Here is a 24,290-nt window from a genome sequence, read left to right on the forward strand (position 1 = left end):
TATATGATTGATATGTCAGGCGTTGCCGTTTTCATCGGGGCGCAGCACCAGCACCGGCGAACGGGCCGAGTGCACCACCTCACGGGCAAAGCTGCCCATGATCACACGCTGCAGACCCGTGCGCCCGTGGGTCGTCATGGCGATCACCGCCCCCTGTATTAGTGCCGAGTACTCCACCACGGCCCGGGCAACGTCCTTGCCGTGGAGTACGTCCCAGTTGGCCTGCACGCCGTATTTTTCCGGCATGTGGTCCGCCATGCGGCGCAGGTAGACCCACTCCCCGGAGTCCGCCCCGGGGCCGCCGTGACCAAAGCTGGGCTTGAGCACCTGGATCAGGCGCACATCCGCGCCGATCGAGCGTGCGAAGGCCACCGCCGGCGGCAACACCGCCTCGGAAAGCGTGGATCCATCCAGGCATATCAGTACCGTCCGGATGGGCCCCGTCCACTCCTCGGAAAGATCTGGACCAGCCAGCAAAACCGGACGACGCGACTGACGCAGCATGTTCCCGGCGACACTGCCCACCACGGCCTCGCCGACGGCCCCGCGTGCGTGCGTCGACATGACCAGCGGGCTGTCCGGCTCGCTGCTCATCGCCTGCATCAGCCCGTCGTTCACCGAACCATGGACGACGACTTCCACTTGGGCGTCATTGAGCCCTCGGGCGGCCAGAATACTCTGTAGCAAGGCCTTGCGTTCGGTGCTGTTCTCCTCACGGGGCACCACCGAAACCAGACGGACGCGTGCCCCGAGCTGACCGGCCAGGGACAGCCCGGGCTTGAGGGCAGCCTGGGAACGAGCGGAAGAATCCAGAGGGATGGTAACGGTGGCGGACATGGCGCACTCCTTGGTAGCTGCAATCGGATCCGGCATCAGGCAAGCCAGCGCTTACGACGCCGGTAATGTTTAACGTTCAGATAGTCGACTTTGCCGGACCCACCCAGGTAGAACTCCTGTACGTCGGGGTTCTCCCGCATGACGGCAGCATCGGCGCTCATCACCACGTGGCCGTTTTCTAGCAGGTAGGCATAATCCACCACCCCCAGGGCAGCGGCGGCGTTCTGCTCCACTAGCAGCACACTGACGCCCTGCTCCTTGTTGATCTCGCGAATAATCTCGAAGATCTCCTGCACCAGCAGCGGGGAGAGGCCCAGGCTGGGTTCGTCGAGCATGATCAGTTCGGGCTCAGTCATCAGGGCGCGCCCAATGGCGAGCATTTGCTGCTCACCGCCCGACAGGTAGCCGGCCTTGCTCCGTGCCCGTTCCTTCAGCCGAGGAAAATAATTGAACACCTGCTCTTTGAGTTCCTGGTAACGCTGTCGGCTGCCACGGGTGGCATAGGCGGCCAGCAGGTTGTCCTCCGGTGACAGGTGCTCGAAGATGCGTCGTCCTTCAAGCACATGCACCAAGCCACTGGCAACCCGCTTGGGCGGCGACAACGGCAACATGTCCTTGCCCTGAAAGGTGAGCGCGCCGCGGGTCACCAGGCCACGTTCCGGGGCCAGCAGACCACTGATCGCCTTCAGGGTGGTGCTCTTGCCGGCTCCATTGCTGCCCAGAAGGGCGATCATCTGCCCTCTGTGGATCTTCAGTGAAACGCCCTTGATGGCCAGGAAGACCCGGTCATAGATCACTTCCACATTGGCCAGTTCGAGGAGCGGCTGGCCGGTTTCGGCGACCGGTGCGGTTTGACTGGCAGTATTCTGCATGGGATCACCCCTTTCCTGTCATGGATACCCGTCGGGCCGCCGGGGTGTTCACCCACCCCGGCGGCATGGGGGCTCAGCGGCCTTCGCGGAAGCCGGCGGCGTCCTTCTCGATCTCTTCCCAGACAATATCCTGGTGGGCTGCGTACCAGTCGGTCAGCGGTTCCCAGGCTTCGCCATTCCAGGCGGACACGCGACCGTAACCACCCCCCTGATGATCGTCGGCGGTGATGGTGATGGGCGGCATCATGCCTCTGGCATCGAAGTTCTCGATCATGCGGAAGCCATCACGCATTTTTTCACCGGTCAGCGGGGCCCCGAACTCCTGCATGGCCAGGCGCGCGGCCTCCACGGCCACTGCCATGGTGGCAACGCCGATGTTGTAGTAGGTGGTACCCACGTTATTCGCGGAACCCTGGCCGCGGCCCGGTTCGATCACGTGCTCCATGATGTCCTGGATGATCGAATAATCGGTGCCCGTGCCCACGGCCTCGAAGCGCTTGACGCCGTTCATGCGGTTGCCGCCCACATTGCGCGCATCGGTTTCCGCCAGCCACACCACCGAGAGGATGTTCTCCTGACGCACACCGTTCCGGATCGCCTCACGTACCGACACCTGCTGGCCGCCACCGGCGCCCCAGATGATCACATGATCAGGTCGGTAGCGACGCACGTCAGACCAAGTGGCCGACTGCTCGGTGCCGGGCGTAGGGTAGGCGAAGGCGCGCAGATCGAAGCCCTTTTTCTCGGCCAGGTCGCGCAGCACCGGGATGGGCTCGCGGCCAAAGGGAGAATCGATGTGCACCAGCGCGATCCGCTTGCCTTCAAGCCCTCCCTGGTGCTGATCGATGTAGTCCGCCAGCACCGTGGCCTGGGACCAGTAGGTGGCCATCATCGGGAACACAAAGGGGAAGGTCTCACCCTCGCTGGCGTCTCCGCGGCCGTGCAGGGCAGTGATCATCACCACCTCGTCACGCAGGACCCGGTTCACCGCGGCACGGGACACCGGCGTGCTGAAGAAGTCCACCAGCACCGCGCCTTCGCGACGGGCGCGGTTGTACGCCTCCAGGCCTCGCTGGGGTTCGTTGGCGGTGTCGCGAACAATGGTTTCGATCATGTGGCCCTCAATGCCACCGGTCTCATTCACGAGCCGCAGATAGTCCCGCTGGCCCTGATGGTACTCGTCGGTTACAAAGGTGTAGACGGCGGTAAAGTCCTGCAACAGCGCGAACTTGATCGGCTCCTTATCGGCCTGGGCGGTGCCGCCCAGGCCCAGGACCGCGGCTCCGGCCATGCCGGCCAGCCATCGTGTGAATGGTTTCATGACGCACACTCCTCCAAGGTTTCTTATGCCCTCCCCACGGGGAGGTATTAGCTCTGGGTATGACGGAAAGGCCAGACCACGAAATACTTGCGCAGGTTGTCGTAGATCTTGGCGAGTCCCAGGGGCTCATACAGCAACACACCGATGATCAGGGCCCCGTAGACCATCAGCGGAATGTGAGCGATCAGGTTGAACGAGATGGGAATCCACTCGTAGGTGGCCAGGAAGGCCAGCAGATTGGTGAGCACAATGGGCAGTAGGAGCACGAAGCCCGCCCCAAGGTAGGCACCGATCACGCTGCCCAGACCACCCACCAGCACCATGGCCACCAACTGGATGGAGACATTGAAGCCGAACTGCTCGGGGGTGACCGCCTGGTAGTAGCAGAAGGCCAGGATGGCGCCGGTCACACCGCCCAGGAAAGAAGCGGCAAAGAAGGCCAGCAGCTTGTATTTCACCGGATCCACCCCGATCACTGCGGCGGCGAAATCCTTGTCCCGCACCGCCACCAGCGCCCGACCGAAGCTGGAACGCTTGATATTGAGCAGCAGCAGGGTTACCACCACGGTCCACAGCAGCGCCATGTAGTAGAGCGAGGCGTCACTCTGCAAGGGTACGAAAAGGAAAGTCACGTCTGGGGTGCTCAAGGTGGCCTGGGCGCCCCCGGAAATGGCGGGCACATTGACGATCACCCACTCCACCAGATACTGCATGGCCAGGGTCGCCATCACCAGATAGAGACCCTTCACCCGCAACGCCGCGGCCCCGAAGATCACTCCGATGAAGGCCGACATCAGGCCCGCTCCCAGCAGAGCGAACTCGAAGGGCACACCGGCGCGCGTAAGGTGGATACTGGTATAGGCGCCGATGGCCAGCACGGCGGCAAAGCCGAAGTGCAATTGCCCCGCCATCCCCATCAAAAGGGTCAGCGACAGGGCGGCCGCGGTCCAGATCAGCCATGGCAGCATGTAGCTGGTGAGATACAGGTCGGAAAGGAAGAACGGTGCCAGCAGTGCCAGAGCCACCAGCACCTGCATGATGCGGCGGTCGGTGGTCACCGGCCACAGGGCCCGCGACGAGGCATAGCGCGTATGCTTGATTCCGGACAGTCGATAGAACATGGCGCTCAGACCCTCTCGATATCTTCACGGCCGAAGATGCCGTGGGGGCGGAAAATGATGGTCAGCAGGATGATCAGGGAGGTCACCACGTCACGCGTGCCGCCACCCACAAGGGGGTCCACATAACCGGGAATGACGCTGCCAAGGATGCCGACGATCAGCCCCGCCACGAACACGCCGTAGATGCTGTCCAGCCCCCCGAGGATGACTACCGCCACCGCCGGGAAGAGCAAGGCGGTCAGGGTCCAGTCCACCCCCTGCACTGACCCCCACATGGCGCCCGCGGCCACGGCGGAGATGCCGGCCAGACCCCAGGAAATGGCCACGGCCCGTTCCACAGAGATACCCACCGACCAGCTGGAGACGTGATCATCGGACACTGCCCGCAGCTTGGTGCCGATGCGGGTGCGGAAGAACAGCAGGGCACCGGCCACCATGAGGCCACCAATGATGCCCCCCACCAGGTATTCGCGGTTGATGAACACCTCGCCGATGATGATGGGCATCATGTCCAGCCCCAGGTCCAGGCTCTTGGGGGATGCCCCCAGCAAGCCTGGGCCGAGGCCCCGCAGCAGGCTTTCCAGGCCCAGGGTGAGCATGACCACCATGATGATGGGCTGCCCTACCATCTTGCGCAGGAGCAGGCGCTCGGTAAGCATGCCGAACAGGAACATGCCCACGATGGCCAGGAGGATGGCAAACACGATCGGTACGCCCAGCAGGTGGGCGAACATCCAGATGAGGTAGGCGGCGATCATCACCATGGCCCCCTGGGCCAGGTTGGGGACCCCGGAGGATTTGTAGATCAGCACGATGCCCAGGGCGACCAGGCTGTACATCAGGCCGGTCAGGGCGCCGTTGATGATCAATTCGATCAGGAACTGGATATCCACTGCTTAAGCCTCCTCTGCAACATGGGCCGGGGTGACGTCAGAGACCATCAGGTGGCGCTTGAGCGTCCCCGATGCGCCGGTTTCGTAACTGATCTGGGCCTCGTATTCGATGGCCTGTTGACCGTCGTAGAGGGCCTCGATGATGGGGGCGTAATGCTGGTCGATGACCTTGCGCTTAAGCTTGCGGGTGCGGGTCACTTCGCCGTCGTCGGGATCGAACTCCTTGTGCAGATTGACGAAACGACGGATCTGCAGACCCTCCGGCAGGACGGTGTTGACATGGGCCACCTCGCCACTGATCAGGTCGTACACTTCCGGCTTCTGGGACAGGTCGGCAAAAGAGGTGTAGGCGACGCCATGCTCCTCGGCCCAGTGTCCCACGGCCTCCATGTCGATGATGATCAAGGCCGCCAGGAAGTCCCGTTCCCGTCCCAGGATGCAGGCGTCCTTGATGTACTGGCTGAACTTGAGGCGATTTTCCACATAGGTGGGAATGAACCGGTGGCCCGCCTCCGTGTACACCACCTCGGAGACCCGACCCAGCACCACCAGCTGACCATCTTCCTCCAGATAGCCCGCATCGCCGGTGTGCATCCAGCCATCCTGCAGGGTTTCCTGGGTGGCATCGGGGTTGTTGAAGTACCCGTCGAAGATGTTGTCGGCGCGCACCAGGATCTCGCCATCCTTGTTGATCTTGAGATCAACGCCAGGGAACGGCTTGCCGGCGGTGTGCAGGCTGATGGAGTCCGGCGGCTGGGCCACGCACAGGGCGCAGTTTTCCGTCTGGCCATAGAACTGGCGCAGATTCAGGCCCAGTGCCCGGAAGAACAGGAACACGTCCTCGCCAATGGCCTCGCCGGCCGTGTAGGGCCGCTCCACCCGGCTCAGCCCCAGGTGGTCCTTGATGGGGCCGTAGATGAGCACTTCCCCCACTCCGCGCCAGAAGCGTTCCAGGGTGCCGGGGGCCTTGCCTTCCAGGCGGCGGCGTTCCAGTTCCACCGCAAACGGCATGAAGTGATGGTAAAGACGCCGCTTGAGCGGCGAGGACTCATTGATGCCCACCTGGATGCGGGTGAGCATGTTGGACCAGGCCCGGGGCGAGCTGAAGTACAGTGTCGGGGCGATCTCCCGCAGGTCGTGAAGCGCGGTTTCCTGCTTCTCGGGGATGTTGACGCAAAAGCGCAGTGCCAGCGCCGCTCCCACGGTGAAGATGAAGTCTCCCACCCAGGCCATGGGCAGATAGGCCATGTGCACCTCGCCCTCGCGGAAATACCCTGCCGCCGAGGCGTTGCGCACCCCCGTGAGGATATGGCCATGCTTGAGCGGTATGCCCTTGGGCGCGCCGGTGGTGCCTGATGAGTGCAGCAGCACGGCGATGTCATGCACCGATGCGCGGCTTTGCAGGTCCTCGTCCAGGCCCGGACGCTGCTCCCTTTCCTGCCGGCCCTGGGCCATCAGATCCAGGGCACTCACCGCCCCCTCGGGCTCCTCTCCCTTCAGGCCCCGCTCGTCATCGAAGACGATGAGTTGCAGATCTTCATAGCCGTTCTCGCGGATGGACATCAGCTTGTCCACCTGCTCCTGATCCTCCACCAGCGCACAGCGGATGGCTTCCGCCTGCATCTGGCCCTGAAGCTCGGCGGGATTGGTGTCAGGATAGGCCGGTGAGGGAATGGCCTTGAGGCACACGGCGGCCAGCATGCCGAAGTAGAGGGCCGGCCGGTTATCACCCACCACCAGGATGCGGTCGCCGGCACGCACGCCTCGAGCCTCCAGCCCGGCGGCCAAGTTCATGACATGATCCAGATAGTCCTGCCAGGTGTATTCGTGCCAGATGCCCCGGTGACGTTCACGCAGGGCGACCTCGTCAGTGTGCTCCCGGGCGTTGTGAACCAGCAACTGGATCAGATGATCATCTTCCCGCCAGTCTGGATGCAGGGCGTCCACAGGCGGGTCTTCGCGGTATTGTCTTTCAGGCTGCATCTTGAGTCTTCCCGATGTAGGCCGCGACCACGGCAGGATCATTGATGGCCTCGCGAGTGGGGCCCTCGGCGATCTTCTCCCCGTTGTTGAGCACTACCGCCCGGTTGCAGATGGCGGTGACCACGTCCATGTGGTGCTCGATGAGAAGCATGGTGACGCCCATGGCATCGCGGGCATCCAGGATGAAACGCACCATGTATTCCTTCTCTTCCTGGTTCATGCCGGCCATGGGCTCGTCCAGCACCAGGAAGCGGGGCTCGGCGCAAAGCGCGCGGGCCAGTTCGACGCGCTTTTGCATCCCCAGGGGGATCACGTCCACCGGCTCGTCGCGCACGCTCTCCAGCTGCAGCAGGTCGATGACCTCCTCCACCTTGACCCGGTGCGCCACTTCCTCCTTCTGCGCCCACCACCAGTAGAACAGTGAGGCCAGGGAGCTGGGACGCATGAAGATGTGTCGTCCCAGCAGGATGTTGTCCAGGACGCTCAGTCCCTTGAACAGGGCCACGTTCTGGAATGTGCGGGCAATGCCCTTCTGGGCAATGCGATGAGGCCGCAAACCATTGATGGGCTCGCCAAGAAAGCGAATCGCACCCTGCTGGGGCGGGTAGAAGCCGGTGATGGCATTGACGAGCGTTGTCTTGCCCGAGCCATTCGGCCCCACCAGGCCAAAGATCTCACCCTCCCTCACCGTCAGGGAGATGCCCTTCAGTGCCTGGAGGCCACCGAACCAACGGCACACCTCCTCGCATTCCAGTACGGTCTGCTGGCCGACGATTTCCTGCATTTTCGTCATGCCTCGTTCCTCCGAGTACCTGATGTGGTTTTCCCGTGCCGGGCCAACGCATCGTTGCGGCTGTTCCCGTCCCCAAAGTCGGATCACGCACGCCGGGCGCGCACCCGTCCGTTGCGCATGACCCGAAGGCGATGCGCACCCTGTTGTTCTTGTGGTTCCTGAATGCCTTGCTTCGTGCCCAGGCCGGCATGTTTCCGGCCACGGGGTCGGCGTTGGCTCAATGCCACCCGCCAGGATCCCTGAGCCCCAGATCCGTCAGGCTCTCGTCACGCAGCATGAATTTGAGTGCTCGCCCGGTGCTGCCGGGGAAGGACTCGTAAAACCGCACGTAGCGCGGGATCTTGAAATGGGCGATCTGCTCACGGCAGTAGTCCTGAAGCATTTCCGCGGTGAGCGTTTCCTCACCGTGCTGGATCTCCACGCAGGCGCAGACCACCTCGCCAAGGCGTTCGTCCGGCATGCCTACCACCACCGCGTCGCGAACCTGCGGATGCGTTCGCAGATAATCCTCGATTTCCTGAGGGTAGATGTTCTCGCCGCCGCGAATGATCACGTCCTTGACGCCGCCAACGATGCGGCAATACCCGTCCTCATCCAGCCGGGCCAGGTCACCGGTATGTAGCCAGCGCGCCGCGTCCACCACGCGAGCGCTCAGATCAGGATTGCCCCAGTAACCCCGCATGACGTTGTAGCCACGCACGCACAGCTCGCCCACCTCCCCCAGCGGCACGATGCGGCCCTCGCTGTCGATGATCTTGGCTTCCTGGTGCGGACGAATGGTGCCCACGGTGGACAACCGGTGCTCGATCGCATCGTCCACGTCGCTCATGAAGGAGATGGGGGATGATTCGGTCATGCCATAACCGATGGTCACTTCGGTCATGTGCATGCGGGTCATCACCTGGTCCATGGTGTCCGGAGGGCACGGGGCCCCCGCCATGATCCCGGTACGCAGCGTCGATAGATCGAAGTCCGAAAACTCCTCATGGTCCAGCATGGCCTTGAACATGGCCGGCACGCCATACAGGGCGGTGCAACCTTCCTTTTGCACTGCTTTCAGAGTGTCTAAGGGCTCGAAGGCCTCACCCGGGTAGATCATCGCGCCACCATGCGTCAGGCAGGCCATGTTGCCCATCACCAGACCGAAGCAGTGAAAAAGCGGCACCGGGATACACACGCGATCGTTTTCGCTCAACCGCAGCGTGCGGCCTACCGTTAGGCCATTGTTAATGATGTTGTGATGGGTCAGCGTGGTGCCAGCCGGTTCCCCACCCATGGCATTGCTGAACTGGATATTGGCCGGCGAATCGAAGTCCACCAAGACGCTCAGGGAGCGCACGCGTTCGAGGGTGTCAGGATTGGGCTCATGCAACAGCCCGGAAAAGTTGATCATCCCGGGCGCGGATTCCGATCCCACCCGGATCACCCGCTCCAAACTCGGCACGGCCTCACAGCGAAGTGCCACTTCGCCCGCGCTGGCGAGCTCCGGTAGGAGTTCGCTGACCATCTTCGGGTAATCGCTGGTCTTGAAATGATCCTGGATGATCAGTGCGCGCGCCTGCACCAGATTGAGGAACTGCTGTAACTCCGCCTTGCGAGCACCGGGATTAACGTTCACGGAAACCATACCGACCCGCGCGGCGGCGAGCATGGCTAGCGTCCACTCACTCCGATTCATCATCCAGATGGCCACCCTATCACCCGGTTCGAGGCTGAGATCCAGATAGGCGGCTGCCAGCGCGTCCACCTTGCGATCCAGCTCAGACCATGACCAGCGCACCCCTTGCTGGCAGTCCACCAGGGCCAGCCCCTCCGGCCATACACTGGCCAGGTGGCGGAGTTGCTCACCCACGGTAATGCCCCACAAGGGCTCGGTGCCTGCACCACACATATAACTAAGTCTCTGATCTGACATCAGGACTGACCTCCTGCCTTTGGTTTGGCGCCGGTTGTTCCCGGTCTGATTATGGGGGTTATTTGTAATAAGGTTATAGGCAATTTAGTTATCGTTTACGTCCACGTCAACCTTTTTTTGCTGTATTCTGTACGGGATTAATCAGCAGGTCGCTGACAGCCTCCCCTGAGCGCGCCAAACCAAGGCGTGGGGGCCCTCTTTGGCTGCAAGCAGACCAGATCCGATTACGAAAAAATCGCTGCAATGCAGCATAAAACAGTTCACCAGCCCCAGGTTTCACGTACAATGGGAACACTTTGGGTCTGTTCCTTATCGTTTCCCAGCCTAAGTGACGTTCACGTTTGCGGTATATACCCCAGCCCCCTCCCTAGGAGCGGCCGGCAGGAGCCGACGGAGGTTCATCCATGACTCAACCCCAGCCCGCCTTCAAGGAAACCGACGCCCACGGCACCACGTTCACGATCGGTGAACTGGCACGGGAATTCGGCATCACCACCCGCGCCATTCGTTTCTACGAAGATGAAGGCCTGCTCACGCCCTTGCGCGTGGGCACCAAACGCCTGTATCGCCGCAGGGATCGCGCACGCCTGAAGCTGATCCTTCGCGGCAAACGACTGGGATTCACGCTGGGCGAGATGCGCGAGGCGTTCAATCTCTACGACGATGCCCACGGCGAGTCCCGGCAATTGCGGTACTACCTGAATGTGCTTGACGAAAAGCGCGAGCATCTCCTCCGGCAACGGGAGGACCTGGAGGAGACCCTCAAGGAACTGGAGCACTCCTATGCTCACTGCCAGCAACTACTTTCAGCCCAGGAGAAGGAGAAGCAGGTCCAGAAAGCGGATACGGCAAGCCCCGACGGCATCGACATACCTGATGGCGGCAAACCCGATCTCAATACAGGGCCTTGATGACGCCATGAAAGACGAGGCCTTTCCGAAATACTCCCAGCTCGCCGCATAATTCCGTTTACGTTAACGTAATTTAATATTGACGTTTACGTGAACTGTATATACGCTTCTGGAAACCCACCAAAAGGATCATGCCATGAGCCACCACCCTACTCTCGACTTCGATTTGGGCGATGAAATCAACATGCTGCGTGACGCGGTGGCCGAGTTTGCCGCGGCTGAAATTGCACCACGAGCGGCTGAAATCGACCAAAACAACGAGTTCCCCCAGGATCTGTGGCCCAAGCTGGGCGAGATGGGGTTGCTGGGTATCACCGTCAGCGAAGAAGACGGGGGCAGCGGCATGGGCTATCTGGCCCATATGGTGGCGATGGAGGAGATCTCCCGCGCCTCAGCCTCGGTGGGACTCTCCTATGGTGCGCACTCCAATCTCTGCGTCAATCAGATCAAGCTCAACGGCAGCGAAGAACAGAAGCAGCGCTACCTGCCCAAACTGATCTCTGGCGAGCATGTGGGTGCTCTGGCCATGTCCGAGCCCGGCGCAGGCTCCGATGTAGTGGGCATGCGCCTGCGGGCCCGGCGCGAAGGCGATCACTACGTGCTCAATGGCAACAAGATGTGGATCACCAACGGCCCCGAGGCCAGCACCTATGTAGTCTATGCCAAGACCGATCCGGACGCGGGCCCAAAGGGCATCACGGCCTTCCTGATCGAAAAGGGTACCCCAGGCTTCTCTACTGCCCAGAAGCTGGACAAGCTGGGTATGCGCGGCTCGAACACCTGCGAACTGATTTTCGACCACTGCGAGGTGCCCGCGGAAAACATCATTGGACAGGAAGGTGAAGGGGTAAAGGTTCTCATGTCAGGGCTGGACTATGAGCGGGCGGTGCTGGCCGCCGGCCCGCTGGGGATCATGGCCGCCTGCCTGGATGTGGTCCTGCCCTACGTGCATGAACGCAAGCAATTCAATCAAGCCATCGGGGAATTCCAGCTGATGCAGAGCAAGCTAGCCGACATGTATGTAAGTCTGAATGCCTCCCGGGCCTATGTCTACAGCGTCGGTCGTGCCTGCGACCGGGGGCAGACCACGCGCAAGGATGCCGCTGGGGCCATCCTGTTTGCCGCCGAGAAGGCCACCTCCATGGCGCTGGAGGCCATCCAGTGCCTGGGTGGCAACGGCTACATCAATGAATACCCCACCGGTCGACTACTGCGCGATGCCAAGCTCTACGAAATCGGCGCAGGCACCTCCGAGATCCGGCGCATGCTGATCGGCCGGGAACTGTTCAAGGAAACCCGCTGAGGCCGTCCATGACCGCCTCCGCACGAGGCGGCCCCAGTGCGCCCGGCACACAATGAGCAAACTGGTGGGCAGGGAAACCGATGAGCGTCATTAAAAGCAAGATCAATACAAGATCCGAGGAGTTCGCCGCCAACCAAGCGGCCATGTCGGCCCTGGTGGAGGATTTGCGTCAGCGTGTGGCGCGCGTGAGCGCAGGCGGCAGTGAAGGCGCCCGTGAACGCCACCTGTCCCGCGGCAAATTACTGCCCCGGGAGCGCATAAGGGTGCTGCTGGACCCTGGCTCACCCTTCCTGGAAATTTCCCAGCTGGCCGCCTGCGGGTTGTACGGCGACGAAGTGCCCTCCGCAGGCGTTATCGCCGGCATCGGTCGGGTATCGGGTCGGGAATGCATGATTGTGGCCAATGATGCCACGGTCAAGGGCGGCACCTATTATCCCATCACAGTCAAGAAACACCTGCGGGCACAGGAAATCGCCCAGCAGAACCGCCTGCCCTGCATCTACCTGGTGGATTCCGGCGGAGCCAACCTACCCAATCAGGACGAGGTATTCCCAGACCGGGATCACTTTGGCCGCATCTTCTACAATCAGGCGGTCATGTCGTCCCAGGGCATCCCGCAGGTCGCGGTGGTCATGGGTTCCTGCACGGCAGGCGGCGCCTACGTGCCGGCGATGGCCGAGGAAAGCATCATCGTCAAGGAACAGGGCACCATCTTCCTGGCAGGACCGCCGCTGGTGAAGGCGGCCACCGGCGAGGTTGTCACCGCCGAGGAACTGGGGGGTGCCGATGTGCATGCCAAGATCTCGGGGGTGGCCGACCATTACGCCCTCAATGATGCCCATGCCCTGGGGCTGGCCCGTCGCTGCGTCAGTCGCCTCAATCGCCATAAGCAGGTCAGCCTCGACCTGCGACCCTCGCGGCCGCCCCGCTACAGCCCGGAAGAGATGGGCGGTATCATCCCCACCGACACCCGCAAACCCTTCGACGTCCGCGAGGTCATCGCGCGCATCGTCGACGGCTCCGAGCTAGACGAATTCAAGGCCTTGTACGGCACCACTCTGGTGTGCGGCTTCGCCCACATTCATGGGTACCCCGTGGGCATCGTGGCCAACAACGGCGTCCTCTTCTCCGAGTCTGCCCTCAAGGGGGCCCACTTCATCGAGATGTGCAGCCAACGCGGCATCCCCCTGGTGTTCCTGCAGAACATCACGGGCTTCATGGTGGGTCGCAAGTACGAGTCCGGTGGCATCGCCAAGGATGGTGCCAAGATGGTCACGGCGGTGGCCTGCGCCCGGGTGCCCAAGTTCACAGTCATCATCGGGGGCAGTTTCGGGGCAGGCAATTACGGGATGTGTGGACGCGCCTACTCACCGCGCTTCCTGTGGATGTGGCCCAACGCCCGCATCTCCGTGATGGGGGGCGAGCAAGCGGCGGGTGTGATGGCTCAGGTGAAGCGCGACACGCTGGAACGCCAGGGCAAGGCCTGGTCCAGTGAGGAGGAGGAGCGCTTCAAGGCCCCCATCCGTTCACAGTACGAGCACCAGGGACACCCCTACTATGCCACGGCACGCCTTTGGGACGATGGCGTCATTGACCCTGCGGACACCCGTATGGTGCTGGCGCTGGGGATCTCCGCCAGCCTCAACGCCCCCATCGAGGAGACCCGTTTCGGGCTCTTCCGCATGTGACCTGGAGAAAGATCATGGCGAACGATATGTTGCGGGTCCATGCCGAAGCCGGCGTGGCCACCATCACCCTGAACCGCCCCGAACGTCACAATGCCTTTGACGATGAGCTGATTCGGGAACTGACCGAGACCCTCGTGACGCTGGAGCAGGATCCTGAGGTCAGGGCCGTGGTGCTCACCGGCGCGGGCAAGAGCTTTTCCGCCGGTGCCGACATCCAGTGGATGAAGCGCATGGTCGAATATTCCGAAGAGGAAAACCATCGCGACGCCCTGGCCTTGGGTCAACTGATGGATACCCTCTATCGGCTCGACAAGCCCACCGTGGCAAGGGTCAACGGTGCCGCCATGGGCGGTGGCGTGGGCCTGGTGGCAGCCTGTGATATCGCCGTGGCAGTCCCCCGGGCCCGATTCTGCCTATCGGAGGTTCGCCTGGGCCTCATCCCAGCCACCATTTCCCCCTACGTGATCGACGCCATGGGCGAGCGCCACGCGCGGCGCTACTTCACCACGGCGGAAATGTTCGATGCGAGGCGTGCCAAGCAGATCGGCCTGGTGCACGAAATTGCCTCGGACGAGTCAGACCTGGACCACATGCTGGCGCAGCTTCTGGAACATCTGACTCGGAATGGCCCCCAGGCCATGTCCGCGGCCAAGGCGCTGGTGCGGGACGTGGCGGCCCATCCCATTAATTCCAGGCTGCTTGAGGATACCGCAGCCCGGATCGCCCGCATCCGCGTGAGCCGTGAAGGCCAGGAGGGGCTGGGCGCCTTTCTTGAAAAACGCCCGCCGATCTGGCCCACATCCGGCATGGCCTGAGAGGGCCCCTATCACCGCCTCTTTGTGAGGCGCCATGCGATTCACCTGACAGGGACTGGAGCATGTTCGACAAGATACTGATCGCCAACCGGGGGGAAATCGCCTGCCGGGTCGAGCGGACCTGCCGACGACTGGGGATCCGGACCGTAGCGGTTTACTCCGAGCCGGACAGCCAGGCCATGCACGTGAAGGCCTGTGACGAAGCCTGGCCCATCGGCCCCGCCGCGGCCCGGGAAAGCTACCTGAACCAGGCGCGGATCATCGAGGTGGCACGGGAAAGCGGCGCCCAGGCCATTCATCCGGGTTACGGTTTCCTCTCGGAGAATGCACATTTTGCCCGTGCCTGCCGGGATGCCGGCATCATCTTCATCGGCCCGCCCCCAGAGGCCATCGAGGCCATGGGCTCCAAGAGCGCCGCCAAGGCCATCATGGCGGAGGCAAACGTTCCCCTGGTTCCCGGCTATCATGGCGAGCATCAGTCCCCCCAGCACCTGTCCGAGGTGGCCGAGGAGATCGGGTATCCGGTTCTCATCAAGGCCTCTGCCGGTGGCGGCGGCAAGGGCATGCGTCGTGTGGACCGCCCCGAGGATCTTGGCGAGGCCCTCAAGGGAGCCCAGCGGGAAGCAGCAGCCGCCTTTGGCGACGCCCGCGTGCTCATCGAGAAGTACCTGCTGCAGCCACGCCACGTGGAAGTCCAGGTCTTCGCGGACACCCACGGCCAGGTGGTGCATCTGTTCGAACGGGACTGCTCGGTGCAACGACGCCATCAGAAGGTGATCGAGGAGGCCCCGGCGCCGGGCCTGGACGAGGTCCGCCGCCGGCATTTCGGGGAAACCGCAGTGGCCGCAGCCCGGGCCATCGGCTATGTGGGCGCAGGCACCGTGGAATTCATCATGGATGGCCGCGGCGACTTCTATTTCATGGAAATGAACACCCGGCTGCAAGTGGAACACCCGGTCACGGAAATGATCACGGGTCAGGATCTGGTGGCCTGGCAACTGCAGGTGGCCGCCGGCCAACCCCTGCCCTGCGAACAGTCGCGGCTGAGCTTCAACGGTCACGCCTTCGAGGCACGCATCTATGCCGAGGATGCCGACCGGGAGTTTCTGCCCGCCACTGGCGCGATCCGCCACCTGCGGACACCCGAGGAGTCACCCCATGTCCGCATCGACACCGGGGTGCAGGAGGGGGATGAAATCTCCGTGCATTACGATCCCATGATCGCCAAGCTGGTGGTCTGGGATCAGGATCGGGAAACCGCCCTCAACCGCCTGCAGACCGCATTGAGTGAGTTCATCGTTGTGGGCACCACCACCAATGTGAATTTCCTCGCCCGCCTGGCGGCTCACCCGGATTTTCGGGCCGCGCGCATCGACACTGGCTTCATAGAGACGCACCGGGACGCCCTGCTACCAGCCCCCCGGGAGATCAGCCCCGCCTTGCTGGCTGCGGCCACGCTGCATGAACTGTTGCGGGTGGATCGCGAGAACCTGGAGCGGGCGCGCACGTCGGCCGATCCTTACTCCCCCTGGCACGGCACCTCCGGCTGGCAGCTCAACGGCGACAGCCACCGTACTCTGCACTTTCTGGACACTGCTCAGGATCTTGATCTCAAGGTCATTGCCCACTATCGAGACGACGGCTTTCTGATCGAATGGGCCGGTCATCAACACCGTGCCCGCGGACACCTTCATGCCGACGGACGGCTGCGCATGCAACTGGACGGGGTGCACCTGGACGCCTGGGTGTTAAGGGACGGGCAGCGGCTCACGGCGGCCATGAGTTCCGAAACCCGGGAGCTGATGCTGCATGATCCCCTGGCTGCTGGCATGGATGACGAGGTCAAGGAAGGCAGTCTGGTGGCCCCCATGCCGGGCATGGTGGTGGCCGTGAATGTGGAGGTGGGCGATCACGTCTACGAGGGGGATGCCCTCATGGTGCTGGAGGCCATGAAGATGGAATACGTGGTCAGCGCCTTCAATGAGGGCGTTGTGGAAACGGTTTACTTCAACGAGGGCGACCAGGTGAGCGAAGGGTCCCCGCTTCTGGCCATCCGTCCCGGGGACGCATCATGAGCACCTACTACCTGGAAGACCTGCAACCAGGCATGCGCTTCAGTACCGGCCCACAGGAGATGAGCGAGGCGGACATCATCCGCTTTGGCGAGGAGTTCGACCCTCAGCCCCATCACGTGGATCCGGTGGCGGCCCGCAACACCTTTTTCCGCGGCCTGGTGGCCAGCGGCTGGCACACAATATCGGTGATGACAGCCATGGCCATCCGCTCGGACCTGCGCATGGCCGAAGGTCAGATCGGCATTGCGGTCGAAGGTATCCGCTTCATCAAGGCCGTGCGACCCGGCGACAGGATCGCGCTGGACATGGAGATCCGCGAGGTCAAGGCCTCCGAGTCGCGTCCAGGCTGGGGGGTGATCAAGGTCCTGTGGACCGCGATCAATCAGGCCGGCGAGCCCGTGCTCGAACTACAACCCAGCATCCTGGTGAAAGCGCGTGAACGCGTCGCCCCATCCGTAGCCAGTGCCGCTCAATGAGGAGAGCATCATGCCCCTGCCCCATGCCGTCAACATCGTCGAGGTGGGCCCTCGGGACGGACTGCAGAACGAGCCCAGCAACATTGACACGAATGTGAAGCTGGAACTCATCCACCGCCTGGTAGATGCTGGCCTGCGTCAGGTGGAGGCGACCGCGTTCGTCTCGCCACGCTGGGTACCCCAGATGGCGGACCACACCCAGGTCATGGCCGGGCTACCCAGCCGGCCGGGCGTCCGCTTTCCCGTGCTCACCCCCAATCTCAAGGGCCTCGAGAATGCCGTGGCCGCCGGTGCCCGGGAGGTGGCGGTCTTCGCGGCGGCCTCGGAATCCTTCTCGCGAAAGAACATCAATTGCAGCATTGCCGAGAGCCTGGAGCGCTTCGAGCCGGTCCTGGCCCAGGCCCGGGAGCGGGAGATCCCGGTGAGAGGTTATCTGTCCTGTACCCTGGGCTGCCCCTACGAGGGGGACATCGCTCCCGAGGCGGTGGCCCGGGTGGCCAGGCGCCTGCATGACATGGGGTGCTACCAGATCTCGCTGGGCGACACCGTGGGCACCGGCACCCCCTTGAAGGCGCGGCGCATGGTGGAAACCGTGGCGGCACAGGTGCCGTTGGCGGATCTGGCGGCGCATTTTCACGACACTTATGGGCAGGCCCTGGCCAACCTGTTCGCCGTGCTGGAGCTGGGCATCACCACGGTGGACAGTTCCGTGGGCGGTCTGGGGGGCTGCCCGTACGCATGGGGGGCCTCCGGCAACGTGGCCACCGAAGAAGTGGTCTACATGCTCCAGGGCATGGGCATCGAGACCGGCGTGGATCTGCGTGCCCTGGTGGATACGGCCCACTGGATCCACCAGCAACTGGGCCGCCCGGTGCAGTCCCGGGTGGCGCGCGCCATGGGAGGCTGAGGCGCCCCGCCTCAGTCCGTTCTCACCCAGGTTCCCATCACCACCCGAATCCGCTGCGTCTCCAGATTGCGCATCACGTTGCGTCCCATGTCCATAAATCGCTGGCCAAAGATCAGTGCGGGGGACAGGGGCGTCGGCTCCCCGGCCCCACTGTCACCGCGCCCGGCCTCGCGCCGGGTGTGCTTGCGCCGCCAATGCAACGCCGCCTCGCTGACATCTTCCACATGCAAGGGGCGCAGACCCGCCGCACCCAACAGGCCCTGGAGTGCTTCCAGCGTCAAGAGATGACTGTGGGCCGGATCATCCGCCCAGGGCACCGGGAAAATGAGGGTGGCGGTACACGGCCCCTGCACCACCTCATGGAGCCACAGCCGCCCCCCCGGCACCAGCACCCGGCGCACCTCGCTCAGGGCACGGGCTGGATCCGGTACATTCATCAGTGTGTGCTGTGACCACACCCCATCAAAGGCGAGCGGGGCAAAAGGCAGGTGCTGGGCGTCTGCGCGCAAGAAACCGGTGCAATCACGAAGCCCGGTGGCCTCGCTCAGCCAATGAGCCACCTCCAGGTAGGGAGCGGTGATATCCACACCGATCACCCGGGCATCATGCTCCGCCGCCAGCAGGCGACTGGTGCCGCCGGTGCCACACCCCAGATCGAGCACCCGCATCCCGGCTTCGAGCCCGGCCCTTGCGGCCAGGGCACGACTCGCGGCACGCCCGCCCACGTGCAACTGGTCGATCGCCGCGATCTCATCACAGGAGAGACGGTCGGGATCGAGTCCGCGCGTGATCAGCGCCCGGCGAAGGCGGTCGAGCAGATCCGGCTCGGCGTACCGGCGTGCCAGGGTGTGCATGTGAGAGGACATGGGCGACTCCTCGCAGGCATCGGGAACTGGTCCCCACCTTCCCGATAGGGACCAGGTCAGCGCCTCAGAAACGGGTTCTGAGATTCAGGCTCACCGCATCCACGCTGTCACGCCCATCGATCAGGTCCGCGGTATCGGCATAGCCGTAGGTGGCCCACAGGCTGGTGGATGGCGTCACGTCGTGGTGCAACTGGATGTCACCGAAAACCACATCCTCGGTCCGATCCGGATCGTCCCCGGTCTGCCCCAGATTGGGCGCCATGCCGTCATAGCGGACCCAACCGGCGGCCAGTTTCAGCTTCCAGCTGGCATGGGGGCTGTACGTGCCACGCACCGCCAGAAGATGCCGGTCGATGTCCTGGTCACCCACCGCGCTGAACTCCCGTGACACCTTGCCAAGTCCACGCATGTCCAGGGCCTCGATGTACGTGGCGGTGGCATCATGGCGTGGGCTGCTGTGGATCAGGCTGGAGAAGGTGTCGAAACCTGGTTCGATGAGCGACCCGGCGATGTTGAAGAAATACTGGGCTTCCAGATTGAAGTTGTCGGACAGTTCGAAGCCACCCCGCAGGAAGCCGGCGAAGGTATCGTTGGTGTAGACCGCATCACCGCCTCCCAGGTAATGGGCACCCGTGGTGACCTTGACCTGCCCGAGTTGCCCCTGAGCCCAGGGGGAGAGCAGCGTGCCGTCCCGCGGGGCATAGAACCGGCCGGATACATACTCACCGGCGTCGCCCTTTTCGTCATCGCCCACGTATTGCCCCAGCAAAGCCCCCCATGACCAGTCGTTGGTATTGCCCACAAAACCGGCGAACAGCAGGTAACCGTCATCCTTGCGGTCATCCAGGGTGCCCTTCTGGCGCTGGTCTCCCCCCGCCAGGAAGGTCACGCCCTCGGCCACCGGCCCCAGGATCATGATCCGGTCGCGGCGGTCGTCGGCCACGGTGATACCGAAGTTCCAGTTGGCGATCTGGCGACCGGCGCGCAGGTTCCAGTCGCCCAGGGGGATCTGCACATACCCATAGTCCAGGGTCACCGTGCGATGGTCGCGTCCCAGGGTGAACGGCTGACTCTGTTGCAGCGCATTCACATCCCCGGAAGCATCACCTCGCCAGGTGTCATTGATGAGGTTGACGCCCGCGTGAACACTCACGCCATCCTGCAGGCGGATGTCCGACTGCACCCGCAGGCGCTGCTCGAAACCGCTCTCGTAACTCCCCGCCGCCGGCAGGCGACCGAAGGCGCGTACATCGATGTCGCCACTGAAGTCGTACTCAACCGCCCACGCGCTGGGCACGGCCAGCAGGCCGGCCAGCGCCAGATATCCGGGTTTGATACCCATGTGTGTCTCCTCCCGATGGTGATTGTCGTCGTTATGCCCTTCACAAGCCCCCACGCCCATTGCGTCGAGACCTGGATAAGGCTAGATTACGTTTACGCTAACGTCAATTTATATATTCCTTAAACGTAAACGTTACTGCACCATGACGACCCAGGGCGCGGCGGGCATGGACCCATCTCAATCAGAACGGGAGGCGAGCATGAGCACACAGGCGGAGATTCTTTGGCAACCGGGTCCCCGGGAACTCACCCAAAGCGCCATGGCCCGCTACCGGGACTGGCTTGTGCAGCAGGGCCACGGACCCTTCCAGGACTATCACGCCCTGCATCGCTGGTCCGTGAGTCATCCCGAGGCGTTCTGGGACAGCATCTGGCGCCACACCGGGGTGCGCGCCAGTCGCGAACCCGAGAAGATGCTCGAATCCGCTACCATGCCTGGCGCCCGCTGGTTCGTGGGTGCCCGGCTGAATTTCGCCGAAAACCTGCTGCGCCACGCCATCGACGGCAACCCCAATGAAGAGGTGGTGCTGGAGGTCAGCGAATCCCGCGAGGATGTGCGACTGGATCGTGCCACCCTGCTGGCGCGGGTGGCCTCCCTCCAGGCCTGGCTGCGGGAACAGGGTGTGAACCAGGGCGACCGTGTGGCGGGCGTCGTGGGCAATACCCACGAGGCCCTGGTGGGCATGCTGGCCACCACCAGTCTGGGCGCCATCTGGAGTTCGGCCTCACCGGATTTCGGCGTCTCCGCCATTGTGGATCGCTTCGGACAGATTGAACCCAGGGTCCTGCTTCTGGCCAACGGCTATCGCTATAACGGCAAGGTCTTTGATCGCACGGACCAGAACCTCGAACTGGCGCGGCAGATCCCGGGGCTGCAACGCGTGCTGAGCCTGCCCATGCTGCCTGAAATCGGGCATCCGGATGATCCTCGATTCGTTGCCTGGGACACCGCCCTGGAGGCCCACCCCCAGGCCGCCCCGGTGTTCGAGCAACTCCCGCCGGATCACCCCGTCTACATCCTCTATTCCTCCGGCACCACGGGCGTACCCAAGTGCATCGTCCATGGAGCCGGCGGAATGCTGCTCAACCACAGCAAGGAATTGCTGCTGCATGCCGATCTGAGGCCGGGAGACACATTCTTCTACTTCACCACCACCGGCTGGATGATGTGGAACTGGCTTGCCTCCGGACTGCTCACCGGGGCGCGCCTGGTGCTTTTCGACGGGTCACCGGCGCACCCGGACCTGGATTGCCTGTGGTCCCTGATTTCCCGGGAAAAGGTCACCCATTTCGGCACCAGCGCCAAATATCTGGGAAACTGTCGCAAGACCGGCCTGGAACCCGGCAATACCCATGACCTGTCGGCCTTGCGCGCCCTCTTTTCCACCGGCTCCCCCCTGCTGCCGGAGGATTTCGACTGGGTGTACCACAGCGTGAAGGCGGATCTGATGCTCAGTTCCATTTCCGGCGGGACCGACATCTGCGGTTGCTTCGTGGGTGGCACGCCGCTGCTGCCGGTACGGCGGGGCGAAATCCAGTGCCGCATGCTGGGCGTGGATGCACGAGCCTACACCCCGGATGGTCGGGACGCGGGGCATGATCGGGGTGAACTGGTCTGCGTGACCCCCTTCCCGGCCATGCCCGTGAGATTCTGGAACGATCCGGACGGGGCCCGTTACCGCAAATCCTACTTCGCCACCTACCCGGGCATCTGGGCCCATGGTGACTTCGTGCAGTTCACGCCGCACGGTGGCGCCATCATCTATGGGCGGTCCGATGCCACGCTCAATCCGGGTGGCGTGCGCATTGGCACCGCGGAAATCTACCGGCAGGTGGAAACCATCGCAGAAGTGGCCGACAGCCTGGTGGTGGGGGCACCCCATGAGGATGGTGATGTGGAGGTGGTGCTGTTCGTGGTCATGGCACCGGAGCAGACCCTCACACCCGAACTGGAGAAGCGCATCCGTTCGCGCATCCGTGCCAATGCCAGTCCGCGCCATATGCCGGCAAGGATACATGCCGTCAGCCAGATCCCTTATACGCGCAGTGGCAAGAAGGTGGAGCTTGCCGTCGCCCGCATGCTCCAGGGCGAAACGGATGCGGAGAACCTGGGCGCCCTGGCCAACCCGGAATCCCTGCAGGAGATTGCACGGTGCCTGACCCAGTGCGCGACAAGGCCCGCCGTTCAGGGCGGGGAAGGATAGCGCGCGGCGCGGGAATCCCCCTTGAGGGGATTCGCATAGCGCCGCTATACTGGCCATGTTCTTATCAACCTACGGTCGGGCGGACCGAAAGTAACGCCTGTCAGACACGAGAATGTGAGTCCTGGGGAGCATGGGTTGGTTCGCCGCCGTAAAAGCGTCCGCGTGGAGCTTAGCGGCGAAAACCAAGCCATCTCCTTGGGCGGTCTCGGGGCAGGAACCCACCGAAGCGAGAACAACCTCGCCGTAGGAATTCTCTTCATTCAGGACGTCAACGCTACCCTGTCTCTCTTCACCCAGCTCCTCCCCCTGTACATCACCATTGCCCTGGGCTGGGTGGCCGGGCGTTACCTCAACGCCAGTGGGGGGCATATCGCCGGGATCATGCTCTATATCATCACACCGTCGGTGATCTTTGCCGGGGTGATGCATGCCCCGCTGTCGCCCAGGGTGATCCTGCTGCCGGTGATGGTGTTCGGGTTCTGCACGGTCATTGCCCTGAGCCACCTGTACATCGCCCGGCGCTGGCTCAAGGACGGCACCGCCTCGCTCATTCCCCTGTCGGTGGGCACCGGCAACAGCGGTTATTTCGGCATCCCCGTGGCGCTGCTGCTGTTTGGCACCGAAGGCTTGAGCATTTACATCCTGTGCATGCTGGGGACCACACTGTTCGAGAATTCCGTGGGTTTTTACCTGGCGGCGCGGGGTCGTTTCGGCATCCGCGACTGCCTGGTCAAGGTGGCGCGCCTGCCCTCGCTGTACGCCTTTTTGCTGGGCGTGATGCTCAACCTGAACGGCATCGGCATCGCCGACGCCCTGCAGCCCCTGTTCGACAACCTGCGCGGCGCCTACAGCATCCTGGGGATGATGATCATCGGCATGAGCATCCTGAGCTTTCGGGGCCTGGTGGGTAGCGGCCAGTTTACCGTGCTGGCCTTTGGGGGCAAATTCATCAGCTGGCCGCTACTGGCCCTGAGTTTTGCCTGGCTGGATGCGCACTGGCTGGGGATCTACGACCCGGCGGTTCACCAGGCCCTCTTCCTGCTTTCCATCACCCCCATCGCTGCCAACACCGTGGTCATCGCCAGCATCCTCAACACCCACCCCCAGCAGGCTGCAGGCACCACCCTGCTCAGCACCCTCTTCGCGTTGGGGTTCATCCCGGTGATGGTGACAGGGTGGATGCCGCCCGGCGCGGGGTAGCCCGGCGGCAACCCACTACACCAGCCGCCGCACCTGACGAAACAGCCCCTTCAAGGGGGCATCGAGGAAATACCGGGCCTCGCGGGGCGCAACGCCCTGGTCGCGACAAAAGCACGCCAGGGCGTAGGCGATCTCCGGTCGCCCAAGAGACGCAGACCGGTCAATCGCCGGGCCTGCGCACTTGCCGCAGCCACCCACCCGGGCGATGAAGGCGGTGTTGGCCATGAAGATGCCAAACCCCATCCATACGGCCACCAGTTCCGCCACATGGGCTTCATTGCCCTGCTGGGCTGGCGCCGGTTGCGGGCGAGTGAATACCCACCAGGCCGCCAGATCGCGGGCCAGTTGCGCCACCAGGGCCTGTCGGTTGGTCCACAGGCGCAGGTCATATTCCAGGACCAGCGGCTGTGCCTCGCTGGGTTGGATCGGGAAGCGCGCACCGGTACCTGCCGGCACCAGTTGCATCGGCACACTGCCAAGCCCGGCATGTTGGCGAATGGATTCGAAGGTGGCCACAGCGGCCCCGTGGGGGTCCTGCACCTCGGCCGGGAAATGCTCGCGAATGGGCATCACCAATTTCGCCTGGTCCAGGGGGCGCAGGTCATCCTGCTGCGACAGCGCCCAGTCATGCACATCCCTGATCCAGGCACGGGTGGTGTCATCAACGACGGGCGTCGGGCGGAGCCGGCTCAGCCAGGCGGGGGCGGCAATATTCAAGATCGAACTCCTTCCAAAACAGGGATGATGGCGGATTATCGTCTATGATTCG

General features: G+C 63.2%; 20 protein-coding genes. 9 read left to right on the forward strand and 11 right to left on the reverse strand.

Annotation, left to right across the window (positions count from 1 at the left end; all coding sequences use genetic code 11):
* Positions 1-15 precede the first annotated feature (15 nt).
* The 8 genes from ECTOBSL9_RS15655 to ECTOBSL9_RS15690 all read right to left on the reverse strand — a co-directional run bounded on the left by ECTOBSL9_RS15655 (position 16) and on the right by ECTOBSL9_RS15690 (position 9,735).
* Positions 16-837 (reverse strand): universal stress protein, encoded by an 822-nt coding sequence (locus tag ECTOBSL9_RS15655; protein ID WP_063465835.1) that lies wholly within the window; start codon positions 835-837, stop codon positions 16-18.
* Between the two features lie 35 nt (positions 838-872).
* Positions 873-1,709, reverse strand: coding sequence for an ABC transporter ATP-binding protein (locus ECTOBSL9_RS15660; RefSeq protein ID WP_063465836.1), 837 nt, complete (start codon positions 1,707-1,709; stop codon positions 873-875).
* Positions 1,710-1,782: 73 nt separating this feature from the next.
* Entirely contained in the window at positions 1,783-3,030 is a 1,248-nt protein-coding gene (locus ECTOBSL9_RS15665; protein ID WP_063465837.1) for an ABC transporter substrate-binding protein, read from the reverse strand.
* A gap of 47 nt (positions 3,031-3,077) precedes the next feature.
* Positions 3,078-4,151, reverse strand: coding sequence for a branched-chain amino acid ABC transporter permease (locus ECTOBSL9_RS15670; RefSeq protein WP_063465838.1), 1,074 nt, complete (start codon positions 4,149-4,151; stop codon positions 3,078-3,080).
* A 5-nt stretch (positions 4,152-4,156) separates the two neighbouring features.
* On the reverse strand, positions 4,157-5,044 hold the full coding sequence (locus ECTOBSL9_RS15675; RefSeq protein WP_063465839.1) for a branched-chain amino acid ABC transporter permease: 888 nt from the start codon (positions 5,042-5,044) through the stop codon (positions 4,157-4,159).
* Between the two features lie 3 nt (positions 5,045-5,047).
* A complete protein-coding gene (locus ECTOBSL9_RS15680; RefSeq protein ID WP_063465840.1) occupies positions 5,048-7,027 on the reverse strand; it encodes a long-chain fatty acid--CoA ligase in 1,980 nt (659 codons plus the stop codon).
* Complete coding sequence (locus ECTOBSL9_RS15685) at positions 7,017-7,820, reverse strand: ABC transporter ATP-binding protein (protein ID WP_063465841.1); 804 nt, start codon at positions 7,818-7,820, stop codon at positions 7,017-7,019. The genes ECTOBSL9_RS15680 and ECTOBSL9_RS15685 overlap by 11 nt, the downstream gene beginning before the upstream one ends.
* A gap of 217 nt (positions 7,821-8,037) precedes the next feature.
* Entirely contained in the window at positions 8,038-9,735 is a 1,698-nt protein-coding gene (locus ECTOBSL9_RS15690) for an AMP-binding protein (protein ID WP_063465842.1), read from the reverse strand.
* A gap of 404 nt (positions 9,736-10,139) precedes the next feature.
* Between ECTOBSL9_RS15690 and ECTOBSL9_RS15695 the strand changes: the two genes are divergently transcribed.
* The 7 genes from ECTOBSL9_RS15695 (at position 10,140) to ECTOBSL9_RS15725 (ending at position 17,910) form a co-directional block, all read left to right on the forward strand.
* On the forward strand, positions 10,140-10,646 hold the full coding sequence (locus ECTOBSL9_RS15695) for a MerR family DNA-binding transcriptional regulator (protein WP_063465843.1): 507 nt from the start codon (positions 10,140-10,142) through the stop codon (positions 10,644-10,646).
* A 136-nt stretch (positions 10,647-10,782) separates the two neighbouring features.
* Positions 10,783-11,949, forward strand: coding sequence for an isovaleryl-CoA dehydrogenase (locus tag ECTOBSL9_RS15700; RefSeq protein ID WP_063465844.1), 1,167 nt, complete (start codon positions 10,783-10,785; stop codon positions 11,947-11,949).
* 80 nt (positions 11,950-12,029) lie between these two features.
* Positions 12,030-13,637: a carboxyl transferase domain-containing protein gene (locus tag ECTOBSL9_RS15705; protein ID WP_063465845.1), complete on the forward strand. Its 1,608-nt coding sequence runs from the start codon at positions 12,030-12,032 to the stop codon at positions 13,635-13,637.
* Positions 13,638-13,651: 14 nt separating this feature from the next.
* Complete coding sequence (locus ECTOBSL9_RS15710; RefSeq protein WP_063465846.1) at positions 13,652-14,452, forward strand: enoyl-CoA hydratase/isomerase family protein; 801 nt, start codon at positions 13,652-13,654, stop codon at positions 14,450-14,452.
* A 62-nt stretch (positions 14,453-14,514) separates the two neighbouring features.
* The gene (locus ECTOBSL9_RS15715) at positions 14,515-16,527 is read left to right on the forward strand and encodes an acetyl/propionyl/methylcrotonyl-CoA carboxylase subunit alpha (RefSeq protein ID WP_063465847.1); all 2,013 of its coding nucleotides are present in this window, start codon (positions 14,515-14,517) and stop codon (positions 16,525-16,527) included.
* Positions 16,524-17,003, forward strand: coding sequence for a MaoC family dehydratase (locus ECTOBSL9_RS15720; protein WP_063465848.1), 480 nt, complete (start codon positions 16,524-16,526; stop codon positions 17,001-17,003). Before ECTOBSL9_RS15715 ends, ECTOBSL9_RS15720 begins: the two co-directional genes overlap by 4 nt.
* A 10-nt stretch (positions 17,004-17,013) precedes the next feature.
* Entirely contained in the window at positions 17,014-17,910 is an 897-nt protein-coding gene (locus tag ECTOBSL9_RS15725; protein ID WP_063465849.1) for a hydroxymethylglutaryl-CoA lyase, read from the forward strand.
* 11 nt (positions 17,911-17,921) lie between these two features.
* On the opposite strand, the gene ECTOBSL9_RS15730 is transcribed toward ECTOBSL9_RS15725, so the two are convergent.
* Complete coding sequence (locus ECTOBSL9_RS15730) at positions 17,922-18,776, reverse strand: class I SAM-dependent methyltransferase (protein WP_063465850.1); 855 nt, start codon at positions 18,774-18,776, stop codon at positions 17,922-17,924.
* 64 nt (positions 18,777-18,840) lie between these two features.
* Positions 18,841-20,118 carry a hypothetical protein gene (locus ECTOBSL9_RS15735; RefSeq protein WP_063465851.1) on the reverse strand — a complete coding sequence of 426 codons (1,278 nt, stop codon included), beginning with the start codon at positions 20,116-20,118 and terminating at the stop codon, positions 18,841-18,843.
* 199 nt (positions 20,119-20,317) lie between these two features.
* Between ECTOBSL9_RS15735 and ECTOBSL9_RS15740 the strand changes: the two genes are divergently transcribed.
* Positions 20,318-22,321 carry an acetoacetate--CoA ligase gene (locus tag ECTOBSL9_RS15740; RefSeq protein ID WP_063465852.1) on the forward strand — a complete coding sequence of 668 codons (2,004 nt, stop codon included), beginning with the start codon at positions 20,318-20,320 and terminating at the stop codon, positions 22,319-22,321.
* A gap of 162 nt (positions 22,322-22,483) precedes the next feature.
* Positions 22,484-23,521, forward strand: a complete 1,038-nt coding sequence (locus tag ECTOBSL9_RS15745; RefSeq protein ID WP_240481010.1) for an AEC family transporter — start codon at positions 22,484-22,486, stop codon at positions 23,519-23,521.
* A 15-nt stretch (positions 23,522-23,536) separates the two neighbouring features.
* Here ECTOBSL9_RS15745 and ECTOBSL9_RS15750 read toward each other — a convergent pair whose 3' ends face one another.
* Positions 23,537-24,238 carry a hypothetical protein gene (locus ECTOBSL9_RS15750; protein WP_240481011.1) on the reverse strand — a complete coding sequence of 234 codons (702 nt, stop codon included), beginning with the start codon at positions 24,236-24,238 and terminating at the stop codon, positions 23,537-23,539.
* Positions 24,239-24,290 lie beyond the last annotated feature (52 nt).

It is taken from the genome of Ectothiorhodospira sp. BSL-9, assembly GCF_001632845.1.
GTDB lineage: Bacteria > Pseudomonadota > Gammaproteobacteria > Ectothiorhodospirales > Ectothiorhodospiraceae > Ectothiorhodospira.

What these genes read in the sequence shown, in the direction of transcription:
- ECTOBSL9_RS15655 (WP_063465835.1), bottom strand. Translation starts at nt 837, where the DNA reads ATGTCCGCCACCGTTACCATCCCTCTGGATTCTTCCGCTCGTTCCCAG.
- ECTOBSL9_RS15660 (WP_063465836.1), bottom strand. Translation starts at nt 1,709, where the DNA reads ATGCAGAATACTGCCAGTCAAACCGCACCGGTCGCCGAAACCGGCCAG.
- ECTOBSL9_RS15665 (WP_063465837.1), bottom strand. Translation starts at nt 3,030, where the DNA reads ATGAAACCATTCACACGATGGCTGGCCGGCATGGCCGGAGCCGCGGTC.
- ECTOBSL9_RS15670 (WP_063465838.1), bottom strand. Translation starts at nt 4,151, where the DNA reads ATGTTCTATCGACTGTCCGGAATCAAGCATACGCGCTATGCCTCGTCG.
- ECTOBSL9_RS15680 (WP_063465840.1), bottom strand. Translation starts at nt 7,027, where the DNA reads ATGCAGCCTGAAAGACAATACCGCGAAGACCCGCCTGTGGACGCCCTG.
- ECTOBSL9_RS15685 (WP_063465841.1), bottom strand. Translation starts at nt 7,820, where the DNA reads ATGACGAAAATGCAGGAAATCGTCGGCCAGCAGACCGTACTGGAATGC.
- ECTOBSL9_RS15690 (WP_063465842.1), bottom strand. Translation starts at nt 9,735, where the DNA reads ATGTCAGATCAGAGACTTAGTTATATGTGTGGTGCAGGCACCGAGCCC.
- ECTOBSL9_RS15695 (WP_063465843.1), top strand. Translation starts at nt 10,140, where the DNA reads ATGACTCAACCCCAGCCCGCCTTCAAGGAAACCGACGCCCACGGCACC.
- ECTOBSL9_RS15700 (WP_063465844.1), top strand. Translation starts at nt 10,783, where the DNA reads ATGAGCCACCACCCTACTCTCGACTTCGATTTGGGCGATGAAATCAAC.
- ECTOBSL9_RS15705 (WP_063465845.1), top strand. Translation starts at nt 12,030, where the DNA reads ATGAGCGTCATTAAAAGCAAGATCAATACAAGATCCGAGGAGTTCGCC.
- ECTOBSL9_RS15710 (WP_063465846.1), top strand. Translation starts at nt 13,652, where the DNA reads ATGGCGAACGATATGTTGCGGGTCCATGCCGAAGCCGGCGTGGCCACC.
- ECTOBSL9_RS15715 (WP_063465847.1), top strand. Translation starts at nt 14,515, where the DNA reads ATGTTCGACAAGATACTGATCGCCAACCGGGGGGAAATCGCCTGCCGG.
- ECTOBSL9_RS15720 (WP_063465848.1), top strand. Translation starts at nt 16,524, where the DNA reads ATGAGCACCTACTACCTGGAAGACCTGCAACCAGGCATGCGCTTCAGT.
- ECTOBSL9_RS15725 (WP_063465849.1), top strand. Translation starts at nt 17,014, where the DNA reads ATGCCCCTGCCCCATGCCGTCAACATCGTCGAGGTGGGCCCTCGGGAC.
- ECTOBSL9_RS15730 (WP_063465850.1), bottom strand. Translation starts at nt 18,776, where the DNA reads ATGTCCTCTCACATGCACACCCTGGCACGCCGGTACGCCGAGCCGGAT.
- ECTOBSL9_RS15735 (WP_063465851.1), bottom strand. Translation starts at nt 20,118, where the DNA reads ATGGGTATCAAACCCGGATATCTGGCGCTGGCCGGCCTGCTGGCCGTG.
- ECTOBSL9_RS15740 (WP_063465852.1), top strand. Translation starts at nt 20,318, where the DNA reads ATGAGCACACAGGCGGAGATTCTTTGGCAACCGGGTCCCCGGGAACTC.